Annotated in this window: 8 protein-coding genes; 7 read left to right on the top strand and 1 reads right to left on the bottom strand. The window is 38.7% G+C overall.

Annotated elements, in window-relative coordinates; translation table 11 throughout:
- Positions 1-35: 35 nt before the first annotated feature.
- The 7 genes from QI031_RS22830 (at position 36) to QI031_RS22800 (ending at position 15307) form a co-directional block, all read left to right on the top strand.
- Positions 36-731, top strand: a complete 696-nt coding sequence (locus QI031_RS22830; RefSeq protein WP_281481900.1) for a DevA family ABC transporter ATP-binding protein — start codon at positions 36-38, stop codon at positions 729-731.
- Positions 732-794: 63 nt separating this feature from the next.
- On the top strand, positions 795-1658 hold the full coding sequence (locus tag QI031_RS22825; RefSeq protein ID WP_281481899.1) for a cupin-like domain-containing protein: 864 nt from the start codon (positions 795-797) through the stop codon (positions 1656-1658).
- A 298-nt stretch (positions 1659-1956) separates the two neighbouring features.
- Complete coding sequence (locus tag QI031_RS22820; protein WP_281481898.1) at positions 1957-3441, top strand: protein kinase domain-containing protein; 1485 nt, start codon at positions 1957-1959, stop codon at positions 3439-3441.
- 234 nt (positions 3442-3675) lie between these two features.
- The gene (locus QI031_RS22815; protein WP_281481897.1) at positions 3676-4221 is read left to right on the top strand and encodes a hypothetical protein; all 546 of its coding nucleotides are present in this window, start codon (positions 3676-3678) and stop codon (positions 4219-4221) included.
- 56 nt (positions 4222-4277) lie between these two features.
- Positions 4278-9224 (top strand): type I polyketide synthase, encoded by a 4947-nt coding sequence (locus tag QI031_RS22810; protein ID WP_281481896.1) that lies wholly within the window; start codon positions 4278-4280, stop codon positions 9222-9224.
- Positions 9225-9526: 302 nt separating this feature from the next.
- Positions 9527-9766 carry a hypothetical protein gene (locus tag QI031_RS22805; RefSeq protein ID WP_281481895.1) on the top strand — a complete coding sequence of 80 codons (240 nt, stop codon included), beginning with the start codon at positions 9527-9529 and terminating at the stop codon, positions 9764-9766.
- Positions 9767-9946: 180 nt separating this feature from the next.
- Positions 9947-15307, top strand: a complete 5361-nt coding sequence (locus tag QI031_RS22800) for a non-ribosomal peptide synthetase (RefSeq protein ID WP_281481894.1) — start codon at positions 9947-9949, stop codon at positions 15305-15307.
- Positions 15308-15474: 167 nt separating this feature from the next.
- Here QI031_RS22800 and QI031_RS22795 read toward each other — a convergent pair whose 3' ends face one another.
- Positions 15475-17643, bottom strand: a complete 2169-nt coding sequence (locus QI031_RS22795) for a caspase family protein (protein ID WP_281481893.1) — start codon at positions 17641-17643, stop codon at positions 15475-15477.
- Positions 17644-17763: the final 120 nt, after the last annotated feature.

Raw genomic sequence — 17763 nt, 5'->3', positions numbered from 1 at the left:
GTTTTGATTTAACATCTAATATTTAGGTAATAATTATGAGTCAATCTTCTATTATCTCTATTCAGAATCTCAACCATTACTTCGGTAAAAGCTCATTAAGAAAACAGGTTTTATTTGATATTAGTTTGTCGATTAAATTTGGTGAAATTGTAATTTTAACTGGCCCTTCTGGCTCAGGGAAAACAACATTACTCAGCCTCATGGCTGGTTTACGGAGTGTCCAAGAAGGTAGTGTCAAAGTTTTGGGAAGAGAAGTATATCGGGCTGGTAATAAAAAGCTATTACAACTACGCCGTCAAATTGGATATGTGTTTCAAAAACATAACTTAGTACCCTTTCTTACTGCTACCCAAAATGTACAAATGACTATGGAATTAGGTCGTAATATGTCTCGCAAAGAAATGTGCCGTCGAGCAGAAACGATGCTGGAATTAGTGGGTCTAAATCACCGCATTCATTATTATCCAGATCAACTTTCTGAAGGACAAAAACAACGTGTAGCATTTGCACGCGCACTTGTTACTCAACCCCAACTAATTCTAGCTGATGAGCCGACAGCATCGTTAGATAAAAATAGTACTCAGATAGTCGTTGAGACATTAAAAGAACGGGCTAAATATCAAGGTTGTTCTATTCTTTTAATCACTCATGATGATCGTATTCTTAATATGGCTGACCGCATCATTCACATGGAAGATGGTTACTTAAAAAATGATGTCCGCGCTGCCTAATAAATTGATTCCCTTAGACCAGTAACACCAATTTTAACCTCAACTAACTAGGAGATATTTCTCATGATCACTATCGAAAAAAGTTCTATTACAAAAATCTCTAATCCTAGCAAGCAAGAATTTTTAAATTTATGGAAGCAAGGTAAAGCTTTTGTAATCAATGATGTAGCTAACCAATGGAATGCTTGTAAAAATTGGTCAAACAGCTATCTAACAGATGTTTGTGGAGATAATCTTGTTCCTGTTGAAGCTTATAACCAAACCTTCTTCCAAAAGTACAACTTTGCTGCTGCTGAGTATTATCACGATCGCAAGCAAATGAAATTTAAAGACTATATTAATATAGTTGATGGTAATCAAAAGGATGATAATATATCTTACTACATGGCTCAGGTAGATTTTCAAAAGCACTTTCCTGAACTTGTTAAAGATATAGTTTATCCAGAGTATTTTAATAAAAAGCCAAAAATAATGTATTTCTTTTTTGGTTTTTCTAATAAAAAGTCGACCTCAACAACTTATTTACACTTTGATGATGTACATAATATTTTTGTACAAATTAGAGGACGCAAAAGATTTATTTTATTTCCACCATCTAATTATTTATCATTTGATCCACCTATTAGAGAAAATGCTTATTCCCCTGCTTGGAGTAAAGTAGATCCTGTTGTAACAGACTTGAAATCATATCCTAAATTTCCTTGGCAAGACAAAATTGAGGTAGTTCTAGAAGCCGGAGAAATACTTTATATTCCTCCTTTATGGTGGCATCATGTTACAGCCCTAGAGGAAAATATTTCATTGACTTTTTGGTATCCTCCAACTATTAAAGACCTATTTGTGCAAAAGGGGTTTTTACCGACTTTATTACAAATAGCACCTTATGTAATTCCTTATCAAATCAGACAACATTTGAGAAAATCATAAGATTAAACAATGCTTGAAAGATAGAAACTTAGCAAAGAATAACGTTTCCGCTACTGTCTAGAATCTACAAACTTAAAAAGCAGATTTGCACTTCACTGATTATTATCAAATTCAGCGATAGTGGGAATCTGCTTATTTACGCCGTACTGTAATAGCAGTAATTTTTTGATGCTTTTTTATCTGTTGGCTGGTATGACTTATACCGCAATCTCAAGTTTTAAATACTCGCCAACTGTCTATTTTCTGCATAATTCTTGAAGATACAACACTATTAAGTAAAAAATCATGTTTACGCCAAATGAATAACGTATTAGAGATGATTACAGAAATTGAGCCAGGAACTTTAATACACAGCCGTTACCAGATTCAAAAGTTGCTTGGTAAGGGAGGATTTGGAAGAACTTATTTAGCATTAGACAATCAACGGTTTGATGAACCTTGTGTTTTGAAAGAGTTTGTCCCGACAGCATCACCAGAAAAAAATATTTGTAAATCTAAAGAGTTGTTTGAACGTGAAGCAAAAGTTTTATATCAACTTCAGCATCCTCAAATTCCTAAATTTTTAGCTTGGTTTACGGATAACGATCGCACCTTTATCGTTCAGGAATATATTAATGGTAAAACTTATTCGGAAATTTTATTTGAGCGTTTAGCACAGAAAAGTCAGCCTTTTTCGGAAGTAGAAGTGAGAACATGGTTAGCAGATGTATTACCAGTTTTAGATTATCTCCATGATCGCCAGATAATTCATAGAGATATTTCACTAGAAAATATTATGCTACCTCATCATCAATCTAAACCTGTGCTGATTGATTTTGGAGCAGTAAAAGAGAATGTTACTCAAGTTATATCTCCTCATTCCATCAATTTTTGTCACTCAAATCGCACTTCAGTAGTAGGGAAGTATGGTTATTCTCCTCCCGAACAGTTGCGTTTAGGACTTTCCTATCCTTCTAGTGATATCTATGCTCTTGGTGTTTGTGCAATTGTGCTGTTAACCGGAAAAATGCCACATTTGCTCTTAGATGAATCACTCAATTGGCAATGGCGATCGCAAGTCAATATTGGTGATGATTTAGCCGAAATTATCGACAAAATGCTGATAGATTCCCCTCCTGCACGCTTCCAATCGGCTAAAGAGATTATTTTGAATTTGCATAAGATGCATATTAATTCCCCTACAGCATCTAGTGGTGAATTTAAAATTGTATCTCCAATAAAAGCTATTAAAACTCGCCAACAAGAAATAGAAACAAACAAAGCATTAGAAGAGTTAGTAATTTTACAAAATTTAGAACGTACTCTTAGACAATATCATGATGAATTGTCGAATCCTCTTTATCTCAATTTAGATTTACCAGAGTATATAGAGAAACACACAACTCCTGCTAGTGAATCTTCTATTGGTGTTTTAAAAAAAACTTCTAACATAGTTGCAAAAATTATTAGTATTTTTGCTAAAAAAAACAACAAAAGTATAGTAACAAAAAGTAAACCTACTAATGGAAATAATATTCAAATTAATACTCATCATTTTTTAGAAAAAACCTCTATAAATGGTAATTTGCAGCTTTTGGAAGTCATTAAAAAAGAATTTACTAATTTTATTGGCCCAATTGCTCACTTAATTATCAATAAGATATTAACTACCTTTCCAGATTGTTCTCCCAATCAGCTTATAGAACTATTAGCAGCATCAATTCCTGACAAAATAATAGCAGAACGCTTTCAGAATGACACACGCAACCTAATTAAATCTAAATTTGTATATAATGAAAATTAAATAGTTTTTGTATTAATTTTATATTTAATAACTAAATTAGGTTCATTACTAGTTAATAAACCACAGATAAACATTGATTTATCTGTGGTTATCTGTATTTATCTAAATTATTTTTTGAAAAAACTATTGTTATAATGCATAACTTTATAGTAGTGACCCGTAATATATAATATTGCTGATCTAAATTCTCAAATGAATTTACTGGAGTTAATTTTACAATGAAGTAGGAAAACAATGAATTATTTAGTATTGATTGAAAATAAGCAAGAAGAATTACCTAGCTTGGTTAATGAAAGTAACCTCAACCAAGAATCTATCAAGGATGGAATGACTGTTAAAGGTTGCAACAGTTGTATTCAAGCTATTGAACAATGTGTTAAAAAAAGCCATCCATCCTTAAGACCAAACGCTGGAGTTGCATTTTTTGTGGAGCTGAATGATCAAGAACGATTAGTAGTTGTTCAAGAAATTAAAAAAACTTATTCAAGAATTATCAATGTTGATGAAGTAGTTAAAGCTATTCGCACTGCTCTTTTAGAAGATCATGGATTGCAAATTTATGGTGTGGTACTTTTGAAAACAGGTAGTTTACCAAAAAAATTAGATAGAAAAATTGACTACCATGCTTGTCAAAATGCTTTTCTGGATGATAGTTGGGATGCGATACATACTTGGACATTAAACCCTCAACAAGATTTGCAGCAACTACAAGCAGATGTAAATGCTTTATTAGAACACGTACAAATGTATATTGAGCAATCACAGTTCAAAGTTTCTTAACTTTAGTATTAGTTAAAATTCTGCCCATTAGCTTATTTATTTTGAGGAAAAACCCAATGGTTGCTAACAATAATGTTGAATTTTCTACTTTAGTAGATTTATTAAGATACAGGGCGCAAAATCAACCTACCCAAACAGCTTATACTTTTCTTGTTGATGGAGAAACAGAAAGCGTTACTTTAACTTATCAAGAATTAGATCAAAAAGCACGGGCGATCGCAACTCAACTTCGGCAACGGGGAGTACCCAATTCACGGGCTTTATTACTTTATCCACCTGGAATAGAATTTATCCCTGCCTTTTTTGGTTGTTTATATGCTGGCTTTGTTGCTGTTCCTGCTTATCCACCCCGACGCAATCAAAAAATGTCTAGGCTACAGGCGATCGTCTCAGATGCCGAAGCTGTGGTGGCACTAACGACATCTACAGAATTAACCTCCATGACTTCACAGTTGGCAGAAAATAAGACCTTGGCAGCAATACCTTGGATCACAACTGATAGTCTAAACACAGATATAGCTGAAGATTGGCAACATCCCCATATCAACAGCGATACTTTGGCATTTCTGCAATACACTTCAGGTTCTACTGGCACACCAAAAGGGGTAATGATTACCCACGGCAATTTATTACATAATTCCCAACTTATCTATAACTTTTACCAACACACATCCAATAGCCAAGGTGTCATTTGGTTGCCTCCCTATCACGATATGGGATTAATTGGTGGGGTTTTGCAACCTCTGTATGGTGCTTTTCCTGTAACCTTAATGGCCCCAGCCGCTTTTCTGCAAAAGCCTTTCCGTTGGTTGCAAGCAATTTCTAATTACAAAGCAACTACTAGTGGTGGCCCAGATTTTGCTTATGACCTCGCTTGTCGTCAGATTACTCCCGAACAACTAGTAAGCTTGGATTTGAGTAGTTGGGAAGTGGCATTTACTGGTGCTGAACCGATACGCGCCCAAACACTAGACCGTTTTGCCGAAACTTTTGCGCCTTGTGGTTTCCGAAAAGAAGCTTTTTATCCTTGTTATGGGATGGCGGAGACGACTTTAATTGTCTCTGGAGGTTTAACATCTCAAGTTCCGATTGTGCGGCATATTGACACCACAGCTTTGTTACAAAACCAAGTTATAGATACAACTGCGGCGGCTGATGGTAAAGCCATTGTAGGTTGCGGTAAAAGTAGTCCAGATCAAACAGTATTGATTGTCAATCCCGAATCATTTACACGTTGTGCAGATGGACAGGTGGGAGAAGTTTGGGTATCTGGATCTAGTGTTGCTAAAGGTTACTGGAATCGCCCCGAACAAACACAAAATACCTTTCATGCCTATCTAGCAGACAATGAAACTGGCCCTTTTCTACGGACTGGAGATTTAGGTTTTTTGCAAGATGGTGAGTTGTTTATTACTGGTCGTCTCAAAGATTTAATTATCATCATGGGGCGCAACCATTATCCCCAAGATATTGAATTAACAGTGCAAAATTGTCACCCTGCACTACGTCCAGCAGGTGGTGCGGCTTTTGCAGTCGAAATTAACAACGTGGAGAAGTTGGTAATTGTCCAAGAAGTCGAACGTAGTTATCTGCGTAAGCTGAATGCTGATGAAGTTATAGGTGCTATTCGCAAAGCTGTAGCCGAACATCATGATTTACAAACTCATGCGATCGCTTTAATTAAAACGAACAGTTTGCCAAAAACTTCTTCTGGGAAAGTCAGACGTAGTACCTGTAAAGCTGAGTTAGAGGCTGAAACTCTGGATGTAGTTGCCCAGTGGAGTATTGATGCTCAAAACAACAGTCCATCAGAGAAATCAATTGCACCACAGGTAGAAAAAATAGTTAACACTGAAGCGATCGCAGCTTGGTTATTAACAAAAGTTAGTGAGCAATTACAAGTTCCTCCTCAAACAATCAACATTAACGAACCTCTAGCGCAATATGGTTTGGGTTCTTTGACAGCAGTGAGAATTTCGGGAGAATTGCAGGAATGGTTAGGAAAAGAACTACCGACAACTTTGTTGTATGATTATCCTTCCATCGCTGCTTTAGCTCAATATTTAGGTGATGGAGTACCACAACCAAAAATAGTCTCACAACAACAAACAGACAATCATGCAATTGCGATCGTCGGTATTGGTTGTCGTTATCCTGGTGCGAATAACCCAGAAACCTTTTGGGAATTACTCCGCAATGGTGTGGATGCTATTAGTGAAGTGCCTCAACAACGCTGGGATGTGAATGCTTTCTATGATCCTAACCGCGCCACACCGGGCAAAATGAATACTCGCTGGGGTGGCTTCATTTCCCAAGTAGATCAATTTGACGCACCATTCTTTGGTATTTCTCCACGAGAAGCAGAGTCTCTCGATCCACAACAAAGGTTACTCTTAGAAGTTTCCTGGGAAGCACTAGAAAATGCAGGTAAAGCACCGAGTAAGTTAGCCAGAAGTAACACAGGGGTATTTGTAGGCATCAGTAATTTTGATTACTCCCACTTGCTAGCCAAACAAGTGTCTGAATTAGATGCTTATAGTGGGACTGGTAATGCTTTTAGTGTTGCCGCTAACCGCATCTCCTACTTATTAGATTTGCATGGGCCATGCTGGGCAGTAGACACAGCTTGTTCTTCATCCTTAGTTGCAGTTCATCAAGCCTGTCAAAGTCTGCGTCAGGGAGAATGCGAAATGGCTTTAGCTGCTGGTGTGAATTTAATTCTCACCCCCCAGTTGACGGTGACATTTTCCCAAGCTGGAATGATGGCTAGCGATGGTCGTTGTAAAACTTTTGATGCTGATGCAGATGGTTATGTGCGGGGCGAAGGTTGTGGTGTAGTGGTACTCAAGCGTCTGAGTGATGCTTATCGTGATGGCGATCGCATCTTGGCAGTGATTAAAGGTTCAGCCGTGAATCAAGACGGACGCAGCAACGGACTGACTGCACCCAGTGGACTAGCCCAACAAGCTGTAATTCGGCAAGCCATGCAAAATGCTGGTGTTTCACCTGATGAAATCGGCTATGTAGAAGCGCATGGTACAGGCACATTTTTAGGCGATCCGATTGAGATTAACTCCTTGAAAACAGTCCTCACGCCAGGACGTGAACCTGGGGATACCTGTGTGATTGGTTCAGTCAAAACCAACATTGGACATTTGGAAGCGGCTGCCGGTATCGCTGGTTTAATTAAAACTGTATTATCCCTACAACATGAGGAGATTCCGCCCCATCTGCACCTCAAACAAGTTAACCCCCAGATTTCTTTGGTTGATGCCAACTTATCGATCGCCACTACACTGTTACCCTGGAACAGGGGCAATAAACGACGTTTGGCTGGTGTATCTTCCTTTGGATTTGGTGGTACTAATGCCCATGTGATTTTAGAAGAAGCTCCTTTAGTCAGTCCCAAAGACTCAGTGAGTAATGAACGTCCACTGCATTTGTTTACCCTCTCAGCTAAAAGTGAAAATGCTTTGCGTGATTTAGCACAAAACTATGAGAATTATCTGGGTAATAATCCTGATGCTTCCTTAACAGATATTTGTTTCACCGCCAATACTGGACGATCGCATTTTGATCATCGCTTAGTGGCGATCGCTCAATCTAACACGCAATTACAAACCGTATTGGGTGCTTATGCAGCTGGTAAGAAAACCTCTCAATTAGTCAGTGGTCGAGTTGATAGCAAACAGTATCCGAAAATAGCCTTTTTATTCACAGGACAAGGTTCTCAATATGTCAATATGGGTCGCCAACTGTACGAAACTCAGCCGACCTTTCGAGCTTGCATTGACCAATGTGATCAAATTTTGCGGTCATATTTAGATCAACCACTGCTGTCAGTTTTGTATCCTCATACTGAAAGCAGCTGTATCGATGAAACCGCCTATACTCAACCAGCGATCTTTGCTGTAGAGTATGCTCTAGTACAATTGTGGAAGTCTTGGGGTGTTGAACCAACAGCAGTTATTGGTCATAGTTTTGGTGAATATGTCGCCGCTTGCATTGCTGGAGTGTTCAGTTTAGAAGCAGGACTGAAGCTAGTTACCGAGCGATCGCGCTTAATGCAAGAAATCAAGTCAATGGGAGCAATGGCTGCGGTGTTTGCTACTGAGGAACAAGTACAGGCTGCGATCGCTGAATACAGCCCAGAGGTGACAATCTCTGCTGTGAATGCTCCTGATAATATTACCATCTCTGGTACAGTCGCCAAAATTGAGACAGCGATCGCCAAATTCGCCACCCAAGGAATTGAGACTCGACGCTTGAATGTATCCCATGCTTTCCATTCTCCGTTAATGGATGAAATGCTTGATGCTTTTGCACAAACCACCAGCAAAATCGAATTTCAAGCCCCACAGATTCCTTTTGTTTCCAACATTACCGGGAATTTTTTACCAGCCAAACAAGTACCCGATGCTCAATACTGGCGATCGCATACACGCCAGTCTGTCAAATTTATGGACGGATTGAATACTTTATTGGCTGAAGGTTACGAATTATTCATAGAAATTGGCGCTAAACCAGTTCTTTGTAGTCTGGGTAAACGTTGTCAAGAAAGTGAAAATTTGCTTTGGTTGCCTTCTTTGAATGCCAAACGGGAAAATTGGCAAACATTACTAGAAAGCTTATCAGCATTGTATCTGCGAGGAGTAGATATTGACTGGACAGGATTTGAAAACGATTATTCACCTCAGTTACTTCCACTACCTACTTATGCGTTTCAAAGAAAACGTTACTGGGTGCGATCGTCAAATACGGCTGACAATACCCAAGTAAATCATCAGAGTCATAATTCTCAACCTGTCTGTTCAGCTAATAGTGATAGTAAAGAACTACCATCTCAACCTTTGGTAGAAAAAATGCTCAAACAACAACTACAGATTATGTCTCAGCAACTGGAAGTTTTGCGTACTCATAATTTGACCACAGGTCAATTCTTGCCATTGCAAAATGTACAATTACCAAAACCATCAAAGCTGAACCATAAGCCTAGTATTTAACTAAAGTTAGTGAGAAGAAAAGCCCAGACTCTATCCCAAACACTGTTGCGACTACTAAACTAAGAAAGTCCCGTATTTGGTCAGATCCTAAAAAGTGCAAGCAAATAGAAAAACTACTTGCACAACTAAAGACGCTGACAGATGTTGAATCAACTCCAGTTCCTACTGTTCCCTGGTTCTGGAGTTTTCATGACTGACGCAAGTCACGGCTAAAAAGTCAGAGGAGCCAAAGCGCCATAATAAAAACTAGAGAAAATAACATTCGTTTCTCTATTTCTCCATTAACAAAGAGGAGTACTAATATGGAAGCTCACAAAATAGAAGCTGTTTTAACCGAAGATGGAACTTTGATGCTACGGGGCTTACCTTTTCATACAGGGGATGCTGTGGAGGTGATTATTTTGTCAGCTAAAACTCCACAAAATAAAGGAGCAGTGCCTAGTCAACCAGAAACAAATCTTTATCCAATGCGCGGTAAAGTAATCCGTTACGATGACCCAACAGAACCTGTTGCCTTGTCAGATTGGGAAGTTTTGCAATGACATAACTGCATAAATTAAATTTTTTAGCCCTATTAGAACAAAGACGCAAGATATAGGACTTATATTTGATTTTTGAACAAACTCTCTAGCAATTAAAAGAGTTGATTTTTTACTCCCCGCCTACGCCAATCATCAAAACAGATGACTATAGTTACCAACGAAAAAATATCATCAAGAAATATGAATACATATACTCTTAGTGCTAACAATTCTTATTCTCTAATTACTCAAGAATCTCCAAAATTTCAAAATACTTTAGGAGAATTGCGTTTAATTATTGCCAATTTACTTAAGTGTGAATTAGAAGAAGTGGATGTGCAAGTGCCATTTCTAGAAATGGGTGCTGATTCAATTGTTTTAGTTGATGCAATTCGTCATATTGAAAATACTTTCAAGATTAAAATCACAATTAGACAGTTATTTGAAGAACTAACTAACCTGAGTGCATTGGCTAATTATATTGAGGAAAATGTACAACTAAAACCACCGACATTGCCAGATCAAGAAATATCAGCAATGCCGATCAACCTACAGCCCCTCCAAAACTCTCAAGATTTAGAAAATAAATCTGAAACATTAGTAGAAACAGTATTGCGGCAGCAGTTTGAGTTAATGTCCCAACAGTTGGAAATTTTGCGTGTCTCCAAGTTACCAACTGATTTAAATGTTTCCCCTAGCCAAAATCAAGCAGCAAATTTTGTCCCTAACTCAGTAGTACAAACAACACCTGACTTGAAATCAGGAGAATTAAACCAATCTACAGTTAAAAAAGCTGATTCACCCTCTTCTTTCTGGCGAGTTGAACAATCTCCAGCTAAAACCCTGACTCTACCACAACAACAATATTTAAATTCTCTAATCGCACGCTATACCAAACGTACAACCAAATCCAAGCAGCGATCGCAAACCTATCGTGCAGTCCTCGCCGATAAAAGAGCTTCTATTGGATTCCGCCCAGAAACTAAAGAAATCATCTATCCTATAGTAGGCGATCGCTCTCAAGGTTCGAGAATTTGGGATATTGATGACAATGAATACATAGATATTTCTATGGGTTTTGGCGTACATCTTTTTGGTCATAATGTTCCTTTTATTACTGAAGCCCTAGAAAATCAACTCAAGCAAGGCACGCAAATCGGCCCCCAATCAAAACTTGCCGGTGAGGTAGCCACTTTAATCTGCGAAATCACGGGAATGGAACGAGTCACTTTCTGTAATTCAGGTACAGAAGCGGCAATGACAGCAATGCGTGTAGCCCGTGCAGCCACAGGTCGTGCCAAAATTGCTATCTTCAAAGGTGCTTATCACGGACACTTTGACGGTACTTTAGCCATACCACAAACATCCGAGGATGGAAAATTACCAGCACAACCAATGGTTCCAGGAGTGCTGCAAAATATGGTTGATGATGTTTTGTTGCTGACTTATGGCGCTCCTGAATCGCTGGATATTATCAAAGCTCATGCTCATGAATTAGCAGCCGTTTTAGTTGAACCTGTACAAAGCCGTAAACCCGATTTACAACCCAAAGAATTTCTGCAACAGCTGCGAGTAGTCACACAACAACTAGATATTGCCTTGATTTTCGATGAAGTGATCACAGGTTTCCGCGTTCATCCCCGTGGCGCGCAAGCATGGTCTGGCGTGGACGCAGATATTGTTACCTATGGCAAATTAATTGGTGGCGGTATGCCAATTGGGGTAATAGCTGGCAAAGCAGCCTACATGGATAAAATCGACGGTGGTTTCTGGAGCTATGGAGATGATTCCTATCCTGAAGTAGAAACGACATTCTTTGCTGGTACTTTCTCTAAGCATCCATTGACGATGGCAGCAACACGAGCTACACTCCTACACCTCAAAGCTGAAGGAGCAACTCTACAGGAGCGATTAAATCAACGCACATCAAATTTAGCTGCCACACTCAATAATTACTTTGAACAAGCAAATGTCCCTTTACGGATAGTACATTTTAGTTCACTTTTCCGCTTCACTTTATCCGGCAATTCCAGTTATCTCTATCAGCCTTTAGAAATGGATTTGCTGTACTATTCTTTAATTGAAAAAGGCGTTTATATCTGGGAAGGACGCACCTGTTTTCTATCTACTGCCCATACTGATGAAGATGTGGATTATGTCATTCAAGCAGTTAAAGATAGTATACGGGAATTGCAAGCTGCGGGTTTTTTTTCCAAAAGTCCCAAGTTATCAACAGCTCAACCGCAGACACCTAAAACATCAGACCATGTAAAAAGTTCTGTATCTTTGACGACACAAAACATAATCGAGCCAGAAGGCAAAGCAGCATTCAAGATTCCCTTGAGCGATGCCCAAAAACAGCTGTGGTTTTTAGCACAAATGGGTGACAATGGCTCTCTTGCTTATAACATCTCCCTCAATATTCAATTACGGGGTACTCTTGATTTAGCTGCCATACGTCAAGCAGTACAGCAAGTTGTGCAACGGCATGAAGCTCTACGCACTACTATTAGCAGCCAAGGTGATTTTCAAGAGATATTACCATCACTAAAAATAGATGTTCCTGTAATTGATTTCTCAAATGTCAAAGATGGTCAGTTACAAGTGAACCAATGGTTACAAAACCACAGCCAGGAATCTTTTAATTTGAGTAATGGGCCTTTGTTCCGTGTGCAAATTCTCAAATTAGCTGAGCAATTACATCTGCTAGTTGTCAGCGCCCATCACATCATTACTGATGGCTGGTCAATCAGTGTCATCTTGCAAGAAATGATGGCATTGTATTCAGCAACTTGTCAGGGTCATGTTTGCCAAATAGAAGCACCAATGCAATTTAGTTCTTATCTCGACTGGCATCACCAATTCTGTGCCACAGACGAGATGAAAGCCCATGAATCATATTGGTTACAGAAGTTTGATAATCCAGTTCCAGTTTTAGACCTACCTACAGACCGTCAGCGTCCGCCAGTCAAAACTTATCAAGCTGGTAGGCAACAGCTATTACTTGACGCTAAAGTCAGTGCTGCCATCAAACAATTTAGTAAGCAAAACGGTTGCACCTTATTTATGACGCTGCTATCTGCATACGCGGTCTTATTTTATCGTTTAACTAACCAAGATGATCTCACCATCGGCATTGCAGCTGCCGGGCGTTCTCTGGAGGGTAGTGAGAGACTGGTGGGTTATTGCAGCCACATACTACCAATACGTACTCAAATTTTCGGCGATGCCACCTTTATTGAACATCTCAAAGCCTGCAAAAGTGTGTTGTTAGATGCCTACGAACACCAAGATTATCCTTTCGCTAAATTGATTGACAAATTAGGAGTTAACAGCAATACCGGGATGTCTCCTTTGGTGAATGCGACGTTTAACCTGGAACGTCCCGTAGTCATTCCCCAAATGTATGGCGTGGAAAGTAGCTTGTTACCTCAGTCTATCAGTTTTGCTGATTATGATATTGGCTTAAATGTGACTGAGATTGATCATGAGCTATTACTGGAATGCGACTACAATGCAGACTTGTTTGATGCTGCGACCATTGAGCGAATACTGAGGCATTACCAAACCTTATTGTTAGCAATTATTGCCAATCCCCAAACATTGCTCTCGCAATTATCTTTATTAACAGCAAGGGAACGCCAGCAAATACTGGTGGAATGGAATCAAACCCAAACTGACTATGACCAAAATCAATGTGTGCATCAAATATTTGAGCGACAAGCACAATTAACTCCTCATGCTGTTGCAGTGGAATTGGGCGAACAAAAACTCACTTACCGAGAGTTAAATCACCGTGCCAACCAATTAGCGCATTTCCTCCAAAGTTTAGGTGTCAAATCAGAAGTCCTTGTGGGCATTTGCGTTGAACGTTCCGTAGAAATGTTAGTGGCGATGCTAGGTGTTCTCAAAGCTGGTGGTGCTTACTTACCCTTAGACCCAGCTTATCCTCAAGAACGCTTGGCTTATATGCTAACTGATTCTCAAGCTTCAGTATTGCTAACAAGTGCTAACTTGGTGAGTCAATTACCGCTATCTGTTCCCAAACTAGTCAAATTAGATACCGACTGGCAAGTGATTTCTCGTCAACCAATCACGAATCCTGACAGTGTTGTTGTACCGAGCAATTTAGCTTATGTGATTTATACTTCAGGTTCTACGGGCAAATCTAAAGGAGTGCTTATTCCTCACCAAGCCTTAGTCAACCATAACTACGCTATAGCTAAAAATTATGAACTAAAAGCGAGCGATCGCATCCTACAATTTGCTAGCTTTAGTTTTGATGTAGCGGCTGAGGAAATATTCCCTACTTGGTTAAGTGGCGCGACTTTGGTACTACGACCAGAAGAGATATTTAGCATTGCAGATTTTGTACAATTTGTTAAACAACAAGACTTGACTGTCTTAAACTTGCCTGTGGCATATTGGCAAGAGTGGGTTTCCCAAATGCCTCAAATCAGTTGGGCGCAGAATGTTCGCTTATTAGTGGTTGGTAGCGAAAGAGTCCCACTAGAACGGTTTTTGACTTGGCAAAAGCAAGTAGGTAGTAACGTGAGTTGGCGAAATGCTTATGGCCCGACGGAAGCGACAATTACAGCTACAATCTACGGTTCTCAATTAAGTGCAAATCAGCAAACAGCCGCTTCACTGTTTATTGGTCATCCCATAGCTAACACGCAAATTTATATTCTCGACCAGCATTTACAACCAGTACCTATCGGTGTCACAGGTGAAGTGCATATTGGTGGGAATGGTTTAGCACGAGGTTATCTCAACCGTCCAGAATTAACAGCCGAGAAGTTCATTGCTCACCCTTTTAATGATCAAATAACAGCCCGCTTATACAAAACAGGGGATTTAGCCCGCTACAGAAGCGATGGTACGATTGAATTTATCGGTCGCATTGATCATCAAGTAAAAATTCGCGGTTTCCGCATCGAATTAGGAGAAATAGAAGCAGCACTCAGTCAACATCCACAAGTACGAGAGTGTGTAGTTATAGCCAGCGATGACCAATTAGATCATCAACAATTGCAAGCATACATTGTTTTTCATCAACAGCAAAAAGCAGATAGTAGCGAACTGTATCGCTTCCTCAAGCAAAAATTGCCTGAGTACATGATACCTTCTAGCTTCTTCCAGTTAGAAACTATACCCCTCACTCCCAACGCAAAAATTGATCGCCTGGCTCTAAATTGCTTGGGTGTGTTAATCAACAACATTGAAGTGAATCGGGTTGCACCCCGCAATCATATTGAGGAGGTACTAGCTTCTATCTGGGCTGAAGTTCTCAACTTAAAACAAGTAGGTATCCACGATAATTTCTTTGAATTAGGAGGTAATTCTCTTTTAGCAATGCAACTTTTAAATCAGGTTAACGAAGCCTTCTCAATAGATTTACCGTTGCGTAGTTTATTTGAATGCTCGACAATCGCTGAAATCAGCGAATTGGTACAGGCTTACAAACTAGAACACCTAGAAAGCGATGCTATCGAACAAATTTTAGCTGAAGTTGATGAGTTAATTGATACAGAAATCGAGCAAATGCTGGCTAATTTTTAGCAGAAGAATATAATCTCAGATATAGGTTTACGAAAAAGTATAATTTCAACGCCAATTGGAATTGTCAGAGAAACCAGCTAGATATGACAAAGTAACTGGAAACTCCGCCTATTCATAGGCGGCTTAGTTATGATTGTTGCTTTTCGTTTTATGCGTACATGATATTACTAATCAACAAACATACGCTGTTTAAACTCTAAAGCTAGCTGTGGATCAGGAATTTTTGCTATCAATTTATCTATCAATTCTTTTGCGGTAATTTGGGGATGAGATTTTAAAAGATGTTGAATCAGCAAGCTAGCAACTGGTCCAACTGCATACATTAACTCACGTTCACATCTTTTGATAAAACTTACATCTATAATTTGATAATTAGGCGATCTACTTAGAGGAAAAATGGATATTTTATTTAATATAAAAACTGCTTGTTGATGAAATTCTTGTTGTTTATCTGGCGGTAAATAATTAGCTAATGTTGTTACTAACTCTACATAATTGTTTACCTTCAAAGCTTTTTTTAAAACAATAGGTGCAACTAAACCTATTGATTGTTTCAGCAATTGTTCTAATTCTATATATTGTTCTGAACTAAGGAGCAAATCAAGTTGAGGTTGTACTGTCTCTAAAGCTCCACTAGCAACAAAAGCAGGTAGAATTTCTGTAACATGAGCAATATCCTCAGATTGTAAATTTTCTTGTTGCTCTTGTTGATTTCCCTGAAGATTGGGTCTTTGGATAAAACCTGTGCGATTCTTACTAGGTAAAATATCAATTATCGTTTGTGTCTCTGATACCCAAACATCAAGTTTGATATCTTTTGTTGGTAAACGTTTTTGTAATTCGGCAATCAATTTAGAAACTGACAAACCAACTTGCACATTTACACTAGCAAAGATATCCAGGAGTGTTTGGAAAAATAATTCTGATTTATCTATTGTGGAAGCAGCTGCAATTATGCATTGTCCATACTCAGTACCACATCGTAAATATTCTATCCATTTTTTCAGGGAATTAGTATTAGGACAATCTAAAATAATTATTTGTTGAATCTTAGTTGCAAGTTGTAGCTTTTGTCTCAAGCAAGAACGGCTAAGACGTATCCCATCGCCTAAAATGAACCAAGCTTCTCCATCTTCGTTGTCTTCGATGTACCCACGTAAATACAATAAGCAAGTTGGCGTAGGTTTGATTAATTCCAAATGGGGAAGAGATTTCATTGTTGATTTATCATTCCCACATAAAAACCCTTGGATTTGTGCCTCTATATCTGAGCAAGATTTGTTTTTTTGCTGCAAAAAATCGACTTCAAAATCACCAACATCGGTAAATAGACAAATCAAGTCAGTAGTGATCTTGTTTGAGAGTCCATCTATGACTAAAGCTCGTCGCTGTTTGTGAGATTCAACTGCATCATATTTGAATCCTAGAATGAACTCTCCTACTCCTTCGACAATTCTTTTAGGTGTTTGCAAAGGATATTCTGGATATAATTTGCTGTCCCCACGGTTGAGTTTTTGTTTATTTATCAGACGTAATTGGTGATTTAATTTATCAATATATTGTAATGTCTGGCGATAAACATATTTATATAACCTGTCTGCTTCAATAACACCATGAGAATCAGCAGCTTCACCCAACAGACCCCGCACTAAGTAATAAGTAAAGACTCCATGTCCCAGTTCCGGAAACTCCCAAGACTTCTGTCCTTGATCGCAAGATAACAAAACGCAAAATCCTTTACTATAACTAGCGCGTTTTCGCAAGACGTTCATGAGATTTGTTGCGGGGTCTATGAATGTCTGGGTGATGTTTAATTCTCTGAAGCTAGCTTTGTTTGTTTGAGGCATTTTCATATCGCCACTGTGACAGGTATCTAGACAAACTAGTTGTTGATTGGTACGACTAGTCTCTAAGATTTGTAACAGTTTTTGCAAAGGTAATCCTGTAGCTAGCAGGTTTTCTTGTCTAGTATCTGATAAGCACAGTACAGCATCTTGAGTATCTGGCTCTAACATTCCATGACCGGAAAAATATAAAAAGATTGAGTCAGCAGGTTTAGCTTTTGAAACAATTCGTTTCAGACTCCCACAGACCGTTTTTAACGTAGGAGTTTGTGCTACAAAATCATGATGAATGATCAATTCCTTACGTAAAAATCCTTGTGTGGCTTTTGCTAATGCGTCTCCCAACGCTTCACAGTCACCAGCTGGATAGCGTAAATTAGGTAAACTCACATCTTGGTATTCGTTAATACCTACCAATAAAATCCAGAGTTTAGCTTCTCCTGTTGTGAATATATGAGTTGAATTACTACTACCAACACCCAAGGGAGACATTTTTACTAATCTAATTTTAAAGATAAAGAACTAAGCGAGTGAGACCAATTATTTATGAAGATGGGCTAAATTATTTTTTATCAACTAAGCTATATCAAGCTTTGCAGTTACTCTCCTGGG

This window comes from Halotia branconii CENA392 (assembly GCF_029953635.1).
Taxonomy (GTDB): Bacteria; Cyanobacteriota; Cyanobacteriia; order Cyanobacteriales; family Nostocaceae; genus Halotia; species Halotia branconii.
Note: the sequence above shows the minus strand (reverse complement) of the source record. Positions and strands in the feature narration are given on the sequence as shown.